The sequence below is a fragment of the Nocardioides sp. NPDC023903 genome (assembly GCF_040639295.1).
Lineage (GTDB): Bacteria > Actinomycetota > Actinomycetes > Propionibacteriales > Nocardioidaceae > Nocardioides.
Genome location: NZ_JBEZZS010000012.1, coordinates 102318 through 120307, shown reverse-complemented (window position 1 = coordinate 120307; position 17990 = coordinate 102318). Strand labels below are relative to the sequence as shown.

The 17990-nt window shown below is 69.6% G+C and carries 15 protein-coding genes; 13 read left to right on the top strand and 2 right to left on the bottom strand.

Translation table 11 applies throughout. From position 1 onward, the window contains the following. Nucleotides 1-73 precede the first annotated feature (73 nt). Genes AB0F44_RS15080 through AB0F44_RS15035 form a run of 10 tightly spaced genes read left to right on the top strand, consistent with a single transcriptional unit; the run spans nt 74 to nt 9801 of the window. Nucleotides 74-1039 (top strand): ABC transporter ATP-binding protein, encoded by a 966-nt coding sequence (locus AB0F44_RS15080; protein ID WP_357356678.1) that lies wholly within the window; start codon nt 74-76, stop codon nt 1037-1039. Beyond that, nucleotides 1036-2037, top strand: coding sequence for an ABC transporter ATP-binding protein (locus AB0F44_RS15075; protein ID WP_357356677.1), 1002 nt, complete (start codon nt 1036-1038; stop codon nt 2035-2037). Before AB0F44_RS15080 ends, AB0F44_RS15075 begins: the two co-directional genes overlap by 4 nt. Nucleotides 2038-2041: 4 nt before the next feature. Continuing rightward, complete coding sequence (locus tag AB0F44_RS15070; protein WP_357356675.1) at nt 2042-3004, top strand: ABC transporter permease; 963 nt, start codon at nt 2042-2044, stop codon at nt 3002-3004. Next, on the top strand, nt 3001-3888 hold the full coding sequence (locus tag AB0F44_RS15065; protein WP_357356673.1) for an ABC transporter permease: 888 nt from the start codon (nt 3001-3003) through the stop codon (nt 3886-3888). The genes AB0F44_RS15070 and AB0F44_RS15065 overlap by 4 nt, the downstream gene beginning before the upstream one ends. A 25-nt stretch (nt 3889-3913) precedes the next feature. Then, nucleotides 3914-5560, top strand: coding sequence for an ABC transporter substrate-binding protein (locus AB0F44_RS15060; protein ID WP_357356671.1), 1647 nt, complete (start codon nt 3914-3916; stop codon nt 5558-5560). Further along, nucleotides 5557-6438, top strand: coding sequence for an MBL fold metallo-hydrolase (locus AB0F44_RS15055; protein ID WP_357356669.1), 882 nt, complete (start codon nt 5557-5559; stop codon nt 6436-6438). Before AB0F44_RS15060 ends, AB0F44_RS15055 begins: the two co-directional genes overlap by 4 nt. Beyond that, the gene (locus AB0F44_RS15050; protein ID WP_357356667.1) at nt 6435-6863 is read left to right on the top strand and encodes a Zn-ribbon domain-containing OB-fold protein; all 429 of its coding nucleotides are present in this window, start codon (nt 6435-6437) and stop codon (nt 6861-6863) included. Before AB0F44_RS15055 ends, AB0F44_RS15050 begins: the two co-directional genes overlap by 4 nt. Further along, complete coding sequence (locus tag AB0F44_RS15045) at nt 6863-8005, top strand: thiolase (RefSeq protein ID WP_357356665.1); 1143 nt, start codon at nt 6863-6865, stop codon at nt 8003-8005. Before AB0F44_RS15050 ends, AB0F44_RS15045 begins: the two co-directional genes overlap by 1 nt. Before the next feature lie 24 nt (nt 8006-8029). Then, complete coding sequence (locus AB0F44_RS15040) at nt 8030-8944, top strand: SDR family oxidoreductase (protein ID WP_357356663.1); 915 nt, start codon at nt 8030-8032, stop codon at nt 8942-8944. After that, nucleotides 8941-9801 (top strand): MaoC/PaaZ C-terminal domain-containing protein, encoded by an 861-nt coding sequence (locus tag AB0F44_RS15035; RefSeq protein ID WP_357356661.1) that lies wholly within the window; start codon nt 8941-8943, stop codon nt 9799-9801. Before AB0F44_RS15040 ends, AB0F44_RS15035 begins: the two co-directional genes overlap by 4 nt. A gap of 21 nt (nt 9802-9822) precedes the next feature. Here AB0F44_RS15035 and AB0F44_RS15030 read toward each other — a convergent pair whose 3' ends face one another. Continuing rightward, nucleotides 9823-10467, bottom strand: a complete 645-nt coding sequence (locus AB0F44_RS15030) for a helix-turn-helix domain-containing protein (protein ID WP_357356660.1) — start codon at nt 10465-10467, stop codon at nt 9823-9825. Between the two features lie 141 nt (nt 10468-10608). Here AB0F44_RS15030 and AB0F44_RS15025 point away from each other — a divergent pair, with 141 nt between their 5' ends. The 3 genes from AB0F44_RS15025 to AB0F44_RS15015 all read left to right on the top strand — a co-directional run bounded on the left by AB0F44_RS15025 (nt 10609) and on the right by AB0F44_RS15015 (nt 14535). Next, nucleotides 10609-11781 carry an acyl-CoA dehydrogenase family protein gene (locus AB0F44_RS15025; protein ID WP_355225165.1) on the top strand — a complete coding sequence of 391 codons (1173 nt, stop codon included), beginning with the start codon at nt 10609-10611 and terminating at the stop codon, nt 11779-11781. Continuing rightward, a complete protein-coding gene (locus AB0F44_RS15020) occupies nt 11778-13901 on the top strand; it encodes an acetate--CoA ligase family protein (RefSeq protein ID WP_357356657.1) in 2124 nt (707 codons plus the stop codon). Before AB0F44_RS15025 ends, AB0F44_RS15020 begins: the two co-directional genes overlap by 4 nt. A gap of 112 nt (nt 13902-14013) precedes the next feature. Beyond that, entirely contained in the window at nt 14014-14535 is a 522-nt protein-coding gene (locus AB0F44_RS15015; protein WP_357356656.1) for a hypothetical protein, read from the top strand. On the opposite strand, the gene AB0F44_RS15010 is transcribed toward AB0F44_RS15015, so the two are convergent. Further along, nucleotides 14532-17984, bottom strand: a complete 3453-nt coding sequence (locus AB0F44_RS15010) for an indolepyruvate ferredoxin oxidoreductase family protein (protein ID WP_357356654.1) — start codon at nt 17982-17984, stop codon at nt 14532-14534. The two genes, AB0F44_RS15015 and AB0F44_RS15010, sit on opposite strands and share 4 nt — an antisense overlap. Nucleotides 17985-17990 lie beyond the last annotated feature (6 nt).

Here is a 17990-nt window from a genome sequence, read left to right as displayed (position 1 = left end):
AACGGGAGGGTCCGATATGAGAGCACCAACTGGGTCCGCGAACGAGCCGCTTCTTCGCATCGAGGACCTCCATGTGGAGTTTCGGACAGGCGGCGGCACGGTCGAGGCGCTCAACGCCGTCGACCTCTGGATCGATGCCGGCGAGACCGTCGCCGTCGTCGGTGAGTCCGGCTCCGGCAAGAGCGTGACGGCGCTCGCTGTGCTCGGCCTGCTAGGCAACGGCCGGGTCAGCGGCGGTCGGATCACCTGGGACGGCCGGGACATCACAGGCGCCGACAACCACGACATGCGCTCCGTACGGGGCAAGGACATCTCGGTGATCTTCCAGGACCCGATGACCTCTCTCGATCCCCTCTTCACGATCGGGCACCAGCTCGTCGAGGCCTACCGGATCCACCACGACGTCTCGAAGAAGAAGGCACGCGAGCGCGCGGTCGAACTCCTGGACCTGGTCGGCATCCCCGAGCCCGAGACCAAGTTCAAGGCGTACCCCCACCAGCTCTCGGGCGGCCAGCGCCAACGGGTCATGATCGCCGGCGCGCTCGCCTGCGACCCGCGCCTGCTGATCGCCGACGAACCCACCACCGCTCTCGACGTCACCGTCGAGGCCCAGGTCTTGGCGCTGATCCGCGACCTCCAGGATCGGACCGGGGTCGGGCTGATGCTGATCACCCACGACATGGGTGTGGTCGCCGAGATGGCCGACCGGGTGGTCGTCTTCTACGCCGGCCAGGTCGTCGAGACCGGCACCGCCGACGAGATCCTCGACCGGCCGCAGCACCCCTACACCCAGGCACTGCTCGATGCGATCCCGCGGCGCGACACCCCGCGCGACGCGGAGATGCCGGCGATCCCCGGCACCGTACCTGCCCTCAACGAGATGCCCAGCGGCTGCCGCTTCGTCAGCCGCTGCTCCGAGGCCGGCCCCGAGTGCGAGGCGTCCCAGCCGCTGCGCGAGGTCGCCGGGCGGCAGGTCCGCTGCTGGCGTCCGGACGAGGAGCGCGGCGTCCTCGCGCCGATGGCGGAGGTGGCCCGATGATCGTTCCCGGCGCCGCTCCTCTCGTCGAAGCACACGGTCTCGTCAAGCACTTCGGCGACGGCAAGGGCCTCCTCGCTCCCAGCCGCCCGCCCGTACGAGCCGTGGACGGGGTCTCCCTGACCATCAAGCGCGGCGAGACCCTCGGTCTGGTCGGAGAGTCGGGCTCCGGCAAGTCGACGCTCGGGCGCCTGATCCTGCGGCTGATCGAGCCGACGAGCGGCTCGGTCACCTTCGACGGACAGGACATCGCCACGCTGTCGAAGAGCAGGCTGACCCAGCTCCGCAAGCGGATGCAGCTCGTCTTCCAGGACCCGTTCAGCTCGTTCAACCCACGAATGACGATCGCGCAGGTGCTGACCGAGCCGATGGTGGTCCATGGCATGGGCGACCGGGCCGGCCGCATCAAACGAGCCAAGGAGCTGCTCGACCTGGTCGGTCTCCCCTCGTTCGCGCTGGAGCGCTATCCCCACCAGTTCTCCGGCGGCCAGGCGCAGCGCATCGGGATCGCCCGAGCGCTCGCCACCGACCCCGACCTGATCGTCTGCGACGAGGCAGTCAGCGCACTCGACGTCTCCGTCCAGGCGCAGGTGCTCAACCTGCTCAAGGAGGTCCAGCGCGAGCTCGGACTCTCCTACCTCTTCATCGCGCACGACCTCAACGTCGTGCGCTACATCTCCGACCGCGTCTGCGTGATGTACCTCGGCAAGCTCGCCGAGGTGGCCCACGCCGACGACATCAGCGAGCGGCCGAGACATCCCTACTCACAGGCGTTGATGGCGTCGATCCCCTCCCCCGACGCCCACCACCAGCTGCGCACGCCGCTCGCCGGCGAGATCCCCAGCCCGCGTCGGCCCCCGTCGGGCTGCCGGTTCCACCCACGCTGCAGCCAGAGCATCGACGGCTGCGACCGCGACGAGCCGGAGCTGCTGACCATCGGCAGCTCGAGCGACGCCCGCAGCGTCGCCTGCCACCTCTTCGACCCCACTCCCGCGAGGTGATCGCATGCTTCTCTACGCCGGACGACGCCTGACCTACGGCCTGCTCGTGCTCGCCCTGGTCGCCACTCTGGTCTTCCTCATCATCCGACTGATCCCCGGCGACGCGGTCCGGCTCCAGCTGGCCGACGCCCCCGGCGTCACCCAGGCCCAGATCGACCAGCGCACCGCCGAGCTCGGCCTGGACGAGCCGATCCTGACCCAGTTCGGCCACTTCGTGGGCGGGCTGGCCCAGGGCGACCTGGGCAACTCGTTCGACGACGAGCGGCCCGTCACGACCAAGATCCTCGAGCGCCTTCCCGCCACCCTCGAGCTCGGGCTGCTCGCCATCCTCTTCGGGATCCTGCTCGGGGTGCCGTTCGGCATGCTCTCTGCGATCCGGCATCACAGCGTCGTCGACAACGTCATGCGCTTCCTGGCGGTCATCGGCATGTCGCTGCCGAACTTCTGGCTGGCACTGCTCCTGATCACCTTCCTGGCTCTCTGGTTCGGCTGGTCCCCACCCCTGGTGTACGCCTCCCCCACCGAGAATCTCGGCCAGAACCTCATCCACATGGCGCTCCCGGCGATCGCCCTGGGTGCCGCGACCATGGCGAGCATCGCCCGGATGCTGCGCTCTTCGCTGCTGGAGGTGCTCGGCTCCAACTTCATCCGCACCATCCGTTCCCGCGGCGCCTCCGAGCGCGTGGTCGTGCTCAAGCACGCCGGCCGCAGCTCGCTGATCCCGGTCTTCACCGTGCTCGGTCTGCAGGTCGGTCACATCCTCGGCGGCACCGTCATCCTCGAGCGGATCTTCGCCATCCCGGGGATGGGATCGCTGATCTTCGAGGCGGTCGGGCAGCGCGACTACCCGGTCATCCTCGGCTGCGTCATCTTCTACGGCGCCATCTTCATCCTCGTCAACGTCGTGGTCGACCTGCTCTACGCGGTCATCGACCCCCGGATCCGTTACGAAGGAGCCTCCGCATGAGCATCGCCATCTCCGGGACCGCACGCGCAGCCCGCCGGCCACGATCCCGCAGCGGTCTGGTCCGGTTCACCAGGGAGCAGCCCCTCGGCGCCATCGCCCTCTTCCTGATCACGCTCTTCGTCGTGGTCGCCGTCCTGGCGCCCTGGATCGCGCCGTACGACCCGCTCGCCCAGGACCGGGTCAACATCCTGACCGCTCCGGGGGTCGGTGGCCATCTCGCCGGCACCGACGAGCTCGGCCGGGATGTGTTGAGCCGGTCGCTCTACGGGGCACGGACCTCGCTGCTGATCGCGGTCGCGACGCTCGCGCTCGGCGGTGCGATCGGCCTGGTCATCGGTGTCGTGTCTGGCTACTTCGGTGGCACCTGGATCGACTCCGTGCTGCAGCGCATCATGGACGCGCTGATGGCGATCCCCTCGATCGTGCTGCTGCTGTTCGTGGCCGCCCTGCTCGGCCCGAGCGTACGCAACACCGTGATCGCCCTCAGCCTGCTGGTGATCCCGTCGATCAACCGCGTCGCACGCGGCGAGATGCTCCGCATCCGCGAGGAGCCGTACGTCGAGGCCGCCCGCTCCGTCGGCTGCGGCACCCCACGGATCCTGCTCCGCTACGGGCTGCCCAACCTGATGGCCCCGCTCTTCGTGATGGGCTCGCTGCTCTTCGCGGTCATCCTCATCGCCGAGTCCGCCCTCAGCTTCCTGGGCATCGGCACCCCGCCACCGACACCCTCGTGGGGCCGGATGCTGAGCGAGGGCCGCAGCCAGCTCGAGATCGCCCCGTGGATGACCGTCGTTCCCGGCCTGATCCTCTCCGTGTCCGTCCTGGCGTTCAACCTGCTCGGCGACGCCATGCGCGACTTCCTCGACCCCAAACAGCGCCGCTAGCCCCATCCCACCCAAGGAGTCCGTGATGTCCCACCCCATGCTTCGCCTCACGAGATCACAGGTCCGGACCGCCGGTGCGGTCGTGGCCGCTGCCTGCCTCGCCCTGACCGCCGCCTGCGGCACGGGCGGAACCGCCGCCGGGAAAGGCAAGATCGTCGAGGACGCAGGCCCGCCCCAGGACGGCGGCATCCTGCACACGGCGGCCACCGCCGATGCGCCTTCGCTGGACATCCAGAAGGAGGCGTCCTACATGACCCACGTCGCGGTCGGAACGGTCTACAGCCGGCTGGTCGCACCGAAGACCGGCAAGGACGTCGAGTACGGCTCGAGCGAGCTCGAGGGCGACCTGGCCGAGAAGTGGTCGAAGTCGGAGGACCTGAAGACGTGGACCTTCAACCTCCGTCAGGGCGTCACGTTCCACGACAAGCCGCCGGTCGACGGGCGTGAGTTCACCTCGGCCGACGTCAAGTGCACGGTCGACCGGATCAAGTCCCTGCCCGGCCACCAGCTCGGCCTGGTCGCCGGCGTCACCAAGGTGGAGACCCCCGACCCGTACACCGTCGTCTTCACGCTCGGGTCGGCGAACACCGCCTTCGACCAGACGATGGCCAACCCGTTCATGGCGATCCTCCCCTGCGAGGGCACCAAGGGTGAGTTCAACCTGGCCGAGGAGGCGATCGGCACCGGCCCGTTCGTGCTGAAGAGCTGGAAGCGCGACCAGGAGCGGGTGATGGAGAAGAACCCCGACTACTTCATCGAGGGTCTCCCCCACCTCGACGGCATCCAAACCACCGTGCTCCCCGACGCTCAGGCCCAGATCGCCGCGCTGCGCAGCGGCAAGCTCGACATGATCTCCTCGCTCTCCACCGAGAAGCGCCAGGTCGACCAGCTCCTCAGCCAGATCGACGGTCTGCAGCTGCGTACGGAGAAGGGCATCACCCAGACCCGGGTCTTCATGAACGCCCAGGAGGGGCCGTTCAGCAAGCTCGAGGTCCGCCGCGCGGTCGCGCACGCGATCGACAAGGAGGGGATGATCAAGGCACTGCGCTCGGGTGGCACGCTCACCGGTCCGATCTCGCCGACCCTCTTCGGGGCACTGCCCCAGGACGAGGTCGACGGGCTGCTGGAGTACGACCCCGAGAAGGCCAAGAAGCTCCTGGCCGACGCCGGCTACCCCAACGGCTTCTCGGCCGAGCTGGTCGCCACCGACGGCTACGGCGAGACCATCCTGCGCGAGGCCCAGTGGGTCCAGGAGGACCTCTCCAAGATCGGCATCAAGCTGACCATCGACCAGCAGGACTACGCCACCTACGTCAGCTCGACCTGGCCGGAGACGAAGTACGACATCATGTACGGCCTGCAGACCCCGATGCTGACGGCCGACGAGTACCTCACCTCGGAGTACACCAGCACCGGAACCCGCAACTGGTCGAAGGTCAACGACCCGGAGCTCGACGAGATGGTCGCCGCCCAGCGCGTCATCACCGACGAGGCGCAGCGGGAGAAGGCACTGCAGGACATCGAGCGCTACATCATGGAGAACGTCTCCACCCCGCTGCCGCTGTACGCCTACGACACCCAGACGCTCTACTCGGGCAAGGTCCACGACTACCACCCGCACCCGGACTACAGCTCCCGCGAGCTCCAGAACGTCTGGATGGAGCAGGAGTGAGCAGCGGCCCTCCCGTCCAGAACGAGTACCGTCGGGACGACTCCTGCCGCATCGACGCGATCTGGGACGTCGGCGAGGCACCGCCGCGACCCGAGGAGCCGGTGGAGGTCACCGATGGCGTCCACCTGCTGCTCGCGCCGAACGCCAACCACTGGACGTACGAGGGCACCAACACCTGGATCGTCGTCGGGGAAGGTCGGGCCGTGGTCATCGACCCCGGTCCGACCGACCCCGACCACCTGGACCGGATCGACGAGGTGGTGCGCGGAGCCGGCGCCCGCGTCGAGACGGTCCTCCTCAGCCACCATCACGGCGACCACTCCCAGGCCGCTCATGCGGTGGCCGAACGCTGGCAGGCGGCCATCAGGCCACGGATCCAGCACGGGATCATCCCCGACGGGACCCGGATCGACCTGGGCCGGCGCACCGAGATCCGCACCCTCACCACTCCCGGGCACACCTCCGACGGGGTGAGCTTCTCGCTCGGCGACCGCCGCGTGATGCTCACCGGGGACACCGTGCTGGCCCGGTTCAACCCCTACATCTCGCACCCCGACGGCACCATCGCGGACATGCTCGGCTCGATGGCCCGGATCGCCGATCTGGTCGACGACGACTGGATCCTGCTGCCGGGGCACGGGCCGGCGGTACGCGAGCCCACGACCTACCTGCGGGCGCGGATCGCCGACAGGCAGCGCCGGATCGACCAGGTCGCCGGCCTGCTCGCCGACGGCGTGGCTCGCGAGCAGGTGACCGACCACGTCTACGCCAAGGTCGACGACCAACGTCGCCCGGCCGCCCGGGCCTCGGTCGAGGCCATCCTCCATTACCTCGACGCTCGCGCCCTCGGGAAGCGGGAGAAAGGCAGCACCGTATGAGTACGACTACCCCGGAGGTCGGCCCGGAGGCGCGGTTCGCGCCGCGGGCGACCCCGGAGACCCAGCCCTACTGGGACGCCACCGCGGCCGGCAGGCTCGACCTGCCGAAGTGCCGCCCCTGCGACCAGGTCTTCTTCTACCCCCGCTCCTCGTGCCCGCGGTGCGGCTCCACCGACCTCGAGTGGGTCACCTGTTCCGGCAAGGCTCGGCTCCACACGTACGTCGTCTCCCACCGTCCCGCACCGGGCTTCCCGGTGCCGACCGTGATCGCCGTGGTCGAGCTCGAGGAAGGCCCACGGATGATGACCAACCTGGTCGAGGCGGATCCGGACGCCCTCGAGCTCGACATGCCGGTGGAGGTGCGCTTCGAGCAGCGCACAGGCGTCGCCGTGCCCGTCTTCGCCCCCGTGAAGGAGTACGCCTGATGAGCCGCGACGTCGTCATCATGGGTGCCGCCGAGACCGACATCGGCAAGCTGCCCACCACCTCGACCCTCGAGCTGCACCTCGAGGGCGCCCGCCGGGCGCTCGCGGACGCGAACCTGACCAAGGACCAGGTCGACGGCATCGCCTCGGTCTCGATGCCCGGCCCGATCCAGGTCGCGCACAGCCTCGGGATCACGCCGACTTACATCGACGGCACCGGCGTCGGCGGCTCCTCGTTCCTCTTCCACGTACGTCACGCGACGGCAGCGATCAAGGCGGGCTACGCCGACGTCGTGCTGGTGACCCATGGCGAGTCCGGCCGGTCCCGGGTGGGCGCGCCGATGCACCCCCGTGCCAACGACTCGGTGATGGCGCAGTTCGAGATGCCGTACGGCATCACCGGTCCGCCGACCAGCTTCACCGTGCCCGCTCGCCGGTTCTTGCACGACACCGACAACACCCTCGAGCAGCTCGCCGAGGTCGCGGTAGCGCAGCGGCGCTGGGCCTCCCGCAACCCTCGGGCCATGTTCCGCGACGAGGTCAGCGTCGACGACGTCCTCGGCGCCAAGATGATCGCCGACCCGTTCACCCTGCTGATGTGTTGCCTGGTGACCGACGGTGGTGGCGCCCTGGTCGTCGCCTCCCGCGAGTTCGCCGAGGCGCACGGCAGCGACAAGCCGCTGGTCCACATCCTCGGCACCGGCGAGGCGGCCACCACGCCGCTGATCTCGCAGATGGAGGACATGACCCGCTGCAAGCAGTTCACGCTGTCCAGCCAGGCGGCGTTCAAGGAGTCGGGCACCTCCCCTACCGACATCGACCATCTGATGATCTACGACGCCTTCGCGCACGTCCCGCTCTACGGCTTGGAGGACATGGGCTTCGTCGGCCGCGGGGAGTCCGGTGCGTTCGTCGCCGACGGGCACACCTCACCCGGCGGACGCCTGCCGATGAACACCAACGGCGGCGGCCTGTCCTACACGCACACCGGCATGTACGGGATGTTCGCGATCCAGGAGTCCGTACGCCAGCTGCGCGGCGAGGCCGCCGCGCAGGTCGACGGGGTCGGCACCAGCCTGGTGCTCGGCAACGGCGGCATGTTCATGAGCGCGGCGACGCTGATCCTCGCCAACCAGCGCTGACCCACCACCCGAAGGAGCAGACCCATGGCAAGCACCGACCGACAGGTCGTCATCATCACCGGGGCGGGCCGCGGCCTCGGCCGCGCGCATGCGCTCGAGTTCGCCCGCCGCGGAGCGGCGGTCGTGGTCAACGACCTCGGCGCCGGCCTCGACGGCACCGGCAAGGCCGACGACCCCGCGCAGCAGGTCGTCGAGGAGGTACGCGCGCTCGGCGGCGAGGCGATCGCCAACGGCAGCGACATCAGCGATCCCGAGGGCGCCGAGAAGCTGTTGCAGGACGCCCTCAACGAGTGGGGCAGGGTCGACGTACTGGTCAACAACGCCGGCATCCTGCGCGACCGGATGCTGGTCAACATGTCCATCGATGAGTGGGACGCGGTCATCAAGGTCCACCTGCGTGGCACTTTCGCGCCGATGAGCGTGGCCGCCCAGCACTGGCGTGAGCTCTCCAAGCGGGGCGAGGACGTCGACGCCCGGATCATCAACACCACCTCCTCCTCCGGGATCTACGGCAACCCGGGGCAGATCAACTACGGCGCCGCCAAGGCCGGTATCGCGGCGATGACCGTCATCGCCGCCCAGGAGCTGCGCCGCTACGGCATCACCGTCAACGCGATCGCTCCTGCGGCGCTGACCCGGATGACCGAGAACCTCAACCCCAACCGGCCTCAGGTGGCCGAGGGCGAGTGGAACCCGGGCGCACCGGAGAACGTCTCCCCCGTGGTGGCCTGGCTGGCCTCGAAGTCCGCGCGCGACGTCACCGGCCGCGTCTTCAACGTACGCGGCGGACACGTGAGCGTCGCCGAAGGCTGGGTCGCCGGCCCGACCGAGGAGAAGGACGGCCCGTGGACCGTCGAGGAACTCGACGTGGTGCTGCCCAGCATGATCGCGGACGCACGGGCGAACTCGCTCACCAGCGGAAGGACGCCCGAGGCATGAGCCTGGACCAGTCCGTCATCGGCGTGCGCTCCGAGCCCGAGAAGCGGTCCTGGACCAGTGCCGACACCCTCCTGTACGCCCTCGGGGTCGGCGCCGGGCACGACGACCCGCTGACCGACCTGAGCTACACCAGCGGGCACGGCGACGATGCCTGCCCGGAGCAGAGGGTGCTGCCCACGTTCGGGGTCATGGTCACCTGGGGCGCCAGGCGCGGTGGGCGGAGGATGGGCGTCTTCAACCCGGCCATGCTGGTCCACGCCGAACAGGAGGTCGTCCTGCACCGGCCGCTGACCGCCGAAGGCACCGTCTCGCTCACGTCCCAGGTGACCGGCATGTACGACAAGGGCTCGGGCGCCCTGGTCGCGAGCCAGGCCGAGGCGGTCGATCCGGCAACGGGCGAACCCGTCGTGACCACGCGCAGCTCCGTGTTCATCCGGGGTGAGGGCGGCTTCGGCGGCGACCCGGGGCCGAAAGTCGCCTCGCCGATTCCCGAGCGCGATCCCGACGAGCTGGTGACGATGCCGACCTGGCCCGGCCAGGCTCTGCTCTACCGGCTCAGCGGCGACCGCAACCCGCTGCACTCGGACCCGCGCTTCGCCGCGCGGGGTGGTTTCGAGCGGCCGATCCTGCACGGGCTGTGCACCTACGGGGTCACCGGCCGGGCGCTGATCGGCACGATCGCTGGAGGCGATGGGGACGCGATGGCCTCGATGGCCGGCCGGTTCTCGGCGCCGGTGCTTCCCGGCGAGACCCTGCAGGTCGCGATCTGGCGGGTCGACGAGGTGACGACCGCCTTCCAGACCTGGAAGGAGGACGGCACCGTGGTCATCGACCGCGGGCTGGCCACATGGCGCTGATCCTCCGAAGCTCCCCGGGAGCTACTCGGCCACCTGAGCCACGGGCTCGGCGACCTCCCCGACGAAGAGGCGTTGGGCCAACGCGATCGCGTGCCGAGCCACCCGCCGAGCCTGGCGCTTGGTCTCGCACGCGGCCGTCATCCGGGCCGCCTCACCGATGAGCGCGGTCAGGATCGCACCGAGCAGCTGGTTCTCGTCGCTGACGCCGAGGCCGAGCACCTGCAGGTTGCGACGGATCCACTCGATGTTGCGCTGGCGGCGCATCATCTCGAATCCCGGCGGGCCGTCGCCGGCGTAGAAGACCGGCAGCAGCTCGCGGTCCTCCCAGACCGCGTCGAGGTAGGCCAGCGCACCCGCCTCGAACTGGTCGAGCGGCGCCTCGACGCCGCTCTTGCGCGCCTTCGCGACGCTGGCGGCCGCAGCCGCGGCCAGCCGGTCGACGTACTCCTCCCACAGGGCGAGGTAGAGCTGCTCCTTGCCACCGAAGTGGTGGTAGACGCTCCCGACGCTGGAGCCGGCACGGGCCACGACGTCGGAGACGCTGGCCACCGCGTAGCCCTTCTCCGCGAAGACCTCGCGCGAGGCGTCCAGGAGCTGACGGCGCGTCTCCTCGGTCTTCGCCCAGCGACGCCCGCCCGGGCGCTGCGATTCGACCTCTAGGGCCATCGTTCACTCCTCGTCGTGGTGCCGGGATCTTCTCACAATATGCGGATTTCCTCTTGACGACGAACCGCTACTGCGTGACTCTTCTCATAGTCCATTCTAGAAAACGATTCTAGAAACTCACTCTAACCGAAGGAGCGGGCAATGATCGACTTCGCGCTGGGAGAAGAGCATCGAGCAGTCAAGGAGGCCGTGCGCCAGTTCGTCACCAAGGAGGTGATGCCGCTGGAGGACCAGGTCCTCCTCAACGAGCGCAACGGTCGTCCCGCGCTCGAGCCGGGACAGCTCAAGGACCTGCAGGCCAAGGCCCGGAAGTACGGCTACTGGGGCATCAACACCCCGGAGGAGTACGGTGGCATGGCCGCGGGAGCGGTGATGTCGGCGATCATCGCCGGTGAGGCCGGCCGCACCTTCGTGCCGTTCCGCTTCGGCGGCAGCGCGGACAACATCCTCTACGCCGGCACCGAGGCGCAGAAGCAGGAGTACCTCATCCCCACCATCGAGGGTGAGCGCCGCAGCTGCTTCGCGATCACCGAGCCCGGCGCCGGCTCCGACGCCCGCAGCATCCGGTCCAGGGCGGTCCGTGACGGCGACGACTGGGTGATCAACGGTGAGAAGGTCTTCATCACCAACGGCAACGAGGCCGACTTCGTGATGGTCTTCGCCGTCACGGACCCGGAGAAGGGTGCCGACGGCGGCGTCACCTGCTTCTTGGTCGACCGGGCGATGGGCTGGGAGTCCACGCCGATCCCGACCATGGGTGAGTGGGGCCCGGCGGCGCTGAGCTTCCAGGACGTACGCGTCCCGAACGACCACATCCTCGGCGAGGAGGGCAAGGGCTTCGAGCTGGCGATGCAGTGGATCGGCAACGGCCGCTTCATGATCCCGGCCGGGGCCATCGGCGCCGCGGAGCGCATGCTCGAGATGGCCATTGAGCACGCCAACAACCGGCACTCGATGGGCCAGGCGATCGCCAACTACCAGTTCATCCAGGGCCACATCGCCGACAGCGCCGTCGAGCTGGAGGCCGCCCGCTGGCTGACCCTGCACGCCGCGTGGCAGGTCGAGAACAAGATGGACGCCCGGCACACCTCCTCCATCGCGAAGCTGTACGGCACGAACATGGCCAACCGCGTCGTCGACCGTGTCCTCCAGATCCACGGCGGGATGGGTTACACCAAGGAGCTCCCGCTCGAGCGCTGGTACCGCGAGCTGCGGCTGCTGCGCATCTTCGAGGGGACCGACGAGATCCAGCGCCGTACGATCGCCCGAAATCTCCTCAAGGGCAACGTCAAGGTGGGAGCGTCGTTGGCATGAGCACCGTCGACGCCGACCGACTGCAGGAGTTCTTCCGCCCGAAGTCGGTCGCCCTGGTGGGGGCGACCGACAAGTCGGGCTGGTCACTGAGCACCTACAACAACCTTCTCCAGCACGGCTTCTCCGGTGACGTGCACCTGGTGAACCCCAAGACGCCTGTCGTCCACGGTGTCGAGACCCACCGCAGCCTCTCCGCCATCCCGGGACCGGTCGACCTCGTCTACGTCATGACGCCGATCGAGGTCGTACCGCTGGTCCTCGAGGAGGGCGCTGCCCGCGGCATCCGGAACTACGTCATCCTCACCGCCGGCTACGGCGAGGTCGGTGAGGAGGGCGCGGTCCGCGAGCAGGAGGTCGCCGACATCGCCCGCAGGCACGACCTCACCGTCCTCGGCCCGAACGGCAACGGGTTCATCAACGCGGCCGACTCGATCACGCCGTACGGGCTGCCGATCCCGCCGCCGCTGCTGGGTGGGTCCGTCGGGGTCGTGCTGCAGAGCGGTGCGCTGGCCAGCAACGTGCTGGCCTTCGCCCAGGCCCGCAACATCGGGATCTCGCTCCTGGTCTCGATGGGCAACGAGACCGCGATGTCGGTGACCGACGTGATGAACGCGCTGGTCGACTCGCCGCAGACCAAGGTGATCGCGCTCTTCCTGGAGAGCATCCGGCACCCGGAGGAGTTCGCGGAGATCGCCCGGCGGGCGCTGGCGGCGGGCAAGCCGATCGTGGCTCTCAAGATCGGCCGCAGCGCCAAGGCATCTCGGACCGCACAGGCCCACACGGGTGCGTTGGTGGGTGACGACAAGACCGTCGACGCCGCCTTCCGTCAGCTCGGCGTGATCCGCGTGGGCTCGTTGGAGGACCTGATGGTCACCGCCGGCATGCTCGCCGAGACCGGCCCGCTCCCGGGCAACCGGATCGGCGTCGTCACCCCCTCGGGCGGCGCCTCCGAGATCATCTCCGACCGCGCCGAGGACGAGGGACTCGAGCTGCCGGAGTTCGCCGAGGCGACCACGGCAGCGCTACGAGAGGTGCTGCCACCCTTCGCCACGCCGAACAACCCGCTCGACGTCACCGGCTACGTGCTGCTCGACCGCCAGCTCATGTCGAAGGCACTCGGCGTCGTCGCCGCCGATCCCGGTGTCGACGTCATCATGCTGCTCCAGGACATGCCCCGGACGACACCCGACTTCGACCTCGCGGTGGAGACGTACCGGCACACGGCCGGGGTGATCCGTTCTTCGCCGAAGCCGGTCGTGATCGTGGGCAACGTCCTGATCGACGTGAGCGAGACGGGGCGGGCCCTTCGGGAGGCGGCGAGCTACCCGCAGATCGCGGGTGGCATCGAGCACGGGATGACGGCGCTGGGCCACGCGGTCCGCTGGTCGCAGACCTACCGGCGCCATCAGGCCGGTGCGGATGCGCCGGTCGAGGTCGAGGTGTCGGTGGCGGACGGGCTGCCACCGCGCACTGGGACGTGGACCGAGCGTCATGCGTCCGCGTTCCTTGCTGCCAACGGTATCCCGATGGTGCCGTCCCGGGTGGCCACCTCCCCCGACGAGGCCGCGCGCCACGCCGAGGAGGTGGGCTTCCCCGTGGTGCTGAAGGCGGCCGCCGACGATCTGGAGCACAAGAGCGACCTCGGCGGCGTGGAGCTCGGGTTGCAGGACGCGGAGTCGGTTCACGCCGCGGCGACGCGGATCGCCGCCTCCCTCGCGAAGGCGGGCCACGACGGCACCACGACCGTCGTTCAGCCGATGCGCTCGGGTGGCACGGAGCTCCTCGTCGGTGTCGTCCGCGACCCGTCGTGGGGGCTCACCCTGGCGGTCGCGATGGGCGGCATCTGGGTCGAGATCCTCGGCGACTCCCAGCTCCGCCTGCTGCCCGTCTCGGAGGCCGAAGCCCGACAGGCGGTCGAGTCGCTGCGCAGCGCCGCCATTCTCCGGGGCGCCCGCGGCCAGGCTCCGGTCGACCTGGACGCACTCGCCGGCGTGGTGGCCAGGATCGGCGCGATCGCCGTGGCTCTCGGCGACGAGCTCGAGTCGCTCGAGGTCAACCCGCTGCTGATCTCAGGGGATCGGATCGAGGCGCTCGACGCGCTGATCACCTGGCGGAGCTGACCCGCTCACGAGGCCCGGGGCGCGAACAGCGCCTCGGGCCGGAGTGGCCTCGCGACGACCGGTCTCGGCGTCGGCTAGATTGCCGTGACCGCAAGCCCGAGAAGGAGCTCAGATGACCACCCCACTGGCACGTACGGCACAGATGATGGCGATCGCATTCATGACCATGGTCGTGGGCCTGGGGGTCATCGTCGCGCTCAGCATCCCCGACGCCGACCTGCAGCTGCCCTCGGCGTACGTCATCGGCGGGCAGGTCGCGGCAGGCGTGGTCATGGCCGTGCTGTGCTCGGCGATCGGCTTCCGCACCGTTCCGGTCACGCCCGGGACTGCGCCGGAGAAGGCGACCAGCGAGGGCCTGCAGAAGCACCAGACGTCGATGATCCTGCGGCTAGTCCTCAGCGAGGTCGTCGCGCTCGTCTCGCTCGCCCTGGCCTTCGTCCTCACCGAGGGACAGCTGATGACGTACGTCATCGGCGGGGCCATCTCGCTGGTCCTGATGGCCTACTTCGCCTACCCGTCGGCACGCAACGTCCGCAAGGTGGAGGCCAGCCTCGACAGCGCTGGTGCGCCGTCGAGGCTGGCAGAGGCGTTCGGCGTGGGTGATGGTCCGGCCAGCACCCACAAGGTGCTCTAGACCGTCAGGTCGATCCCCTCGGCGGCGAGCGCCTCGCGGTAGGCCTCGACGTTGCGCATCTTCACGTTCTCGTAGCCCCGCACCATGTCCGGGAGCTCCGCGAGGCGGACGGCCCGGGCGTAGGACTCCTCGGTGAGGTCAGCGGCGAGGCCGGTGACGAGCGCGGAGTAGTGCGCGAGCAGGGCCCGCTCGGTGCGGCGTACGTGGGCCTGACCGAACGGGTCGAGGAACGTGCCGCGGAGGAACTTCATGGTCGCCAGCAGGCGGAGCATGAAGTGGGTGCGCGGACCGAAGGTCATCTTGCGACCCTTCAGGAACGCCCCGAACACCGGCGGGGAGAGCTTGAAGCTGATCTTGCCCTGGACCTCGGCACGGACACCGTCCAAAGCGGCCGGCGCGGTGAGCAGCCGGGCGACCTCGTACTCGTCCTTGTAGGCGGTGAGCTTGAACAGGTAGCGGGCAACGGCCTCGGAGAAGCGGGTGTCCGTGGTCACCGCGCGCTCGGCGTTCCAGATCCGGTCGACGGTCTCGACGTAGTCGCGGGCGGTCGCCTGGTTCTGGAAGGCGACGAGCTTCGGCGCGCGGACCTCGGCCAGGCGGCGCACCTCGCCGTCGAACGACGCTCCGTCCAGAGCCGGTACGGCGACCTGCTCGACCGGCGCGGTGGAGGTGCCGGTGACCTTGGCGAACTCCTCCGGCGCGGCGACCGAGGCGCGGCCCCAGCGGAAGGCGGCGACGTTGGCGCTGACCGCGACCCCGTTGATGCCGATGGCCTCCTCGATCGCCTCGGCGGGGATCGGAAGCGCGCCGGCCTGGTAGGCGGCGCCGACCAGCAGGAAGTTGGCCGCGGCTGTGTTGCCGAAGAGGGTCTCAGCGGCGGCGAGCGCGTCGAAGGCGCGCAGCGAGGACGTCGCGCCGTTCACCCGGGTGAGCAGCTCGTCGTCGGCCGGGTAGGCGATGTCCTTGTCGTAGACCATCGGCCCGGTCGGCGTCTTGCTGGTCGACACGACCGCCCGGGTCAGCGCCGGGTTGCCGTAGGCGAGGTTCTTGCCCTCGGCCAGGGTGAGCAGGTCGAAGCCGAGCAGAGCGTCGGCCGACCCCGGAGTGACCCGGTTGGACGGATCGATCGCGCCCGGGCCGAACCGCAGGTGAGCCGTCACCGGGCCCGCCTTCTGGCTCATCCCGACCTGGTCGAGCGACTCCACGCCGAAGCCGGCGCGCAGCGCGGCGGTCGCGAGCACCTGGTTGACCGTGACGATGCCGGTGCCGCCGATGCCGGCCATGAAGACGCCGTACGTCCGCTCCAGCTCGCCGTAGCCCGGGTCGGCCACCGTCGGCGGCTCGGGGGTCGACTTCTTCGCCTTCTTGACGGTCGGGTCGGTCTCGACGGCCATGAAAGAGGGGCACTCGCCCTCGACGCAGGTGTAGTCGGTGTTGCACGAGGTCTGGTCGATGCGGGTCTTGCGGCCCAGCTCGGTCTCGACCGGCTGCACGGAGAGGCAGTTGGACTTCACGCCGCAGTCGCCGCAGCCCTCGCACACGGCCTCGTTGATCACGATCTTGGTGTTGCGGGCCTCGATCGTGCCCCGCTTGCGCTGACGCCGGGCGTCGGCGGCGCAGTGCTGGTCATAGATCAGGACGGTCACGCCCTCGACCTCGCGCAGGTCCCGCTGGGCGTCGTCGAGGCGGTCGCGGTGCCAGAGACGTACGCCTGCGGGGAAGTGGGCGCGGCGGTAGCGCTTGGGCTCGTCGGCGACGACGATGATCGCCTTGACGCCCTCGTTCATCAGCTTGTGGGTCAGCTGTGCCATCGCGACCTCGCCCTGCCGCTTCTGGGCACCGGTCATCGCGACGACGTCGTTGTGGAGCAGCTTGTAGGTGATGTTGACCCCGGCCGCGACGCACGCCTGGATGGCCAGCTGCGCGGAGTGGAAGAAGGTGCCGTCACCGACGTTCTGGAACGTGTGGCCGGCGTGGCTGTAGGGGGCCTGCCCGATCCACTGCGAGCCCTCGCCGCCCATCTGGGTGATGCCGACGACCGCGCTGTCCTCGCGCTGCGAGGCGGTCACCAGGGTGTGGCAGCCGATGCCGCCGCCACCCAGGCTCCCATCCGGGAGTGCGGTCGAGCGGTTGTGAGGGCAGCCGGAGCAGAAGTACGGCGTGCGCGAGGTCGAGAGCAGCGGCAGGTCGATCCGGGCGGGCCCGGCGGCCTTCAGCTGGGCGTGGCCCTTCAGCGCACGGCGCAGCGGCGCGAGCAGGCGGCCGGCGGTCAGCTCACCGTCGAGCGGCACCAGCGGAACGCCGTTGCGGTCCTTCTTGCCGATGATGACGGGAGCCGACGGCTCGCCGTAGAGGATCTCGCGGATGCCCTGCTCGATGAAGGAGGTCTTGTCCTCGACGACGATGATCTCCTCGAGCCCGTCGGCGAACTCCGAGACGATGGTCGGCTCGACCGGCCACATCATGCCCAGGCGCAGCACCCGGACACCGGCGGCCATCAGGTCGTCGTGGCCGAGGCCGAGGTCCTTCAGGCCCTGGCGCATCGAGTCGTAGCACGAGCCGGAGGCGACGATGCCGACCTTGGCGTTCGGCGCCTTGACCTCGATCCGGTTGAGCCGGTTCTCGGCGGCGTACGCCTTCACGACGCCCATCCGGGGGCCGTAGAGCTTCGCCTCGGCGCCGACGATCCGGTCGGGGAAGAGCTCGATCTTGGTCGGCTCGTACGTGTAGGGAACGCCCTCCCACTGGGTCTTGGGCGTGACCGGGTCGAGGACGCCGATCTCCGGGTTGACCACCCAGGCGCCGTCGGCGACGTCCGCGACGATCTTGAGCGCGACGACGCAGCCGGAGGCGCGGGAGAGGGCGATGCCCTCCATGCCGTACTCGACGATCTCGGCGGCGTTGCGCGGGAACAGCACCGGGATGCCGAGCGAGGCCAGGGTGCGCTCGCTGACCGCGGGCACGGTGGACGACTTGGCGGCCGGGTCGTCGCCGACCAGCATCAGCATGCCGCCGGTGGGGTGGGCGCCGTACATGTTGGCATGACGCATCGCGTCGAGCGCGCGGTCGACACCGGGACCCTTGCCGTACCAGACCCCGGTCACGCCGTCGTAGCGCTCGGTGTCGAGGGTGACCGCCGACTGCGAACCCCACACCGCGGTCGCGGCGAGCTCCTCGTTGAGGCCGGGGACCACGGTGATGTCGGCGTCGGCCATCTCCTTCGGCAGACCCAGCAGCAGCTGGTCGAGACCACCGAGCGGGCTGCCCGGGTAGCCGGAGATGAAGGTGCCGGTCCGCAGGCCGCGGCGCTGGTCGAGTGCGCGCTGCTCGACGAGCATCCGCGCGATCGCCTGGATCCCGGTGAGCAACACCGGGCCGGCTCCGACTCGATAGCGGTCTGCCAGGTCATAGGCCTCGAACGAGGTCCCGGGCTCGAACACTGCGGTCATATGGGT

Bases quoted from the DNA above. Each gene is read 5' to 3' on its own strand.
- AB0F44_RS15075 (WP_357356677.1), top strand. From the start codon at position 1,036: ATGATCGTTCCCGGCGCCGCTCCTCTCGTCGAAGCACACGGTCTCGTC.
- AB0F44_RS15070 (WP_357356675.1), top strand. From the start codon at position 2,042: ATGCTTCTCTACGCCGGACGACGCCTGACCTACGGCCTGCTCGTGCTC.
- AB0F44_RS15065 (WP_357356673.1), top strand. From the start codon at position 3,001: ATGAGCATCGCCATCTCCGGGACCGCACGCGCAGCCCGCCGGCCACGA.
- AB0F44_RS15060 (WP_357356671.1), top strand. From the start codon at position 3,914: ATGTCCCACCCCATGCTTCGCCTCACGAGATCACAGGTCCGGACCGCC.
- AB0F44_RS15050 (WP_357356667.1), top strand. From the start codon at position 6,435: ATGAGTACGACTACCCCGGAGGTCGGCCCGGAGGCGCGGTTCGCGCCG.
- AB0F44_RS15045 (WP_357356665.1), top strand. From the start codon at position 6,863: ATGAGCCGCGACGTCGTCATCATGGGTGCCGCCGAGACCGACATCGGC.
- AB0F44_RS15040 (WP_357356663.1), top strand. From the start codon at position 8,030: ATGGCAAGCACCGACCGACAGGTCGTCATCATCACCGGGGCGGGCCGC.
- AB0F44_RS15035 (WP_357356661.1), top strand. From the start codon at position 8,941: ATGAGCCTGGACCAGTCCGTCATCGGCGTGCGCTCCGAGCCCGAGAAG.
- AB0F44_RS15030 (WP_357356660.1), bottom strand. From the start codon at position 10,467: ATGGCCCTAGAGGTCGAATCGCAGCGCCCGGGCGGGCGTCGCTGGGCG.
- AB0F44_RS15025 (WP_355225165.1), top strand. From the start codon at position 10,609: ATGATCGACTTCGCGCTGGGAGAAGAGCATCGAGCAGTCAAGGAGGCC.
- AB0F44_RS15020 (WP_357356657.1), top strand. From the start codon at position 11,778: ATGAGCACCGTCGACGCCGACCGACTGCAGGAGTTCTTCCGCCCGAAG.
- AB0F44_RS15015 (WP_357356656.1), top strand. From the start codon at position 14,014: ATGACCACCCCACTGGCACGTACGGCACAGATGATGGCGATCGCATTC.
- AB0F44_RS15010 (WP_357356654.1), bottom strand. From the start codon at position 17,984: ATGACCGCAGTGTTCGAGCCCGGGACCTCGTTCGAGGCCTATGACCTG.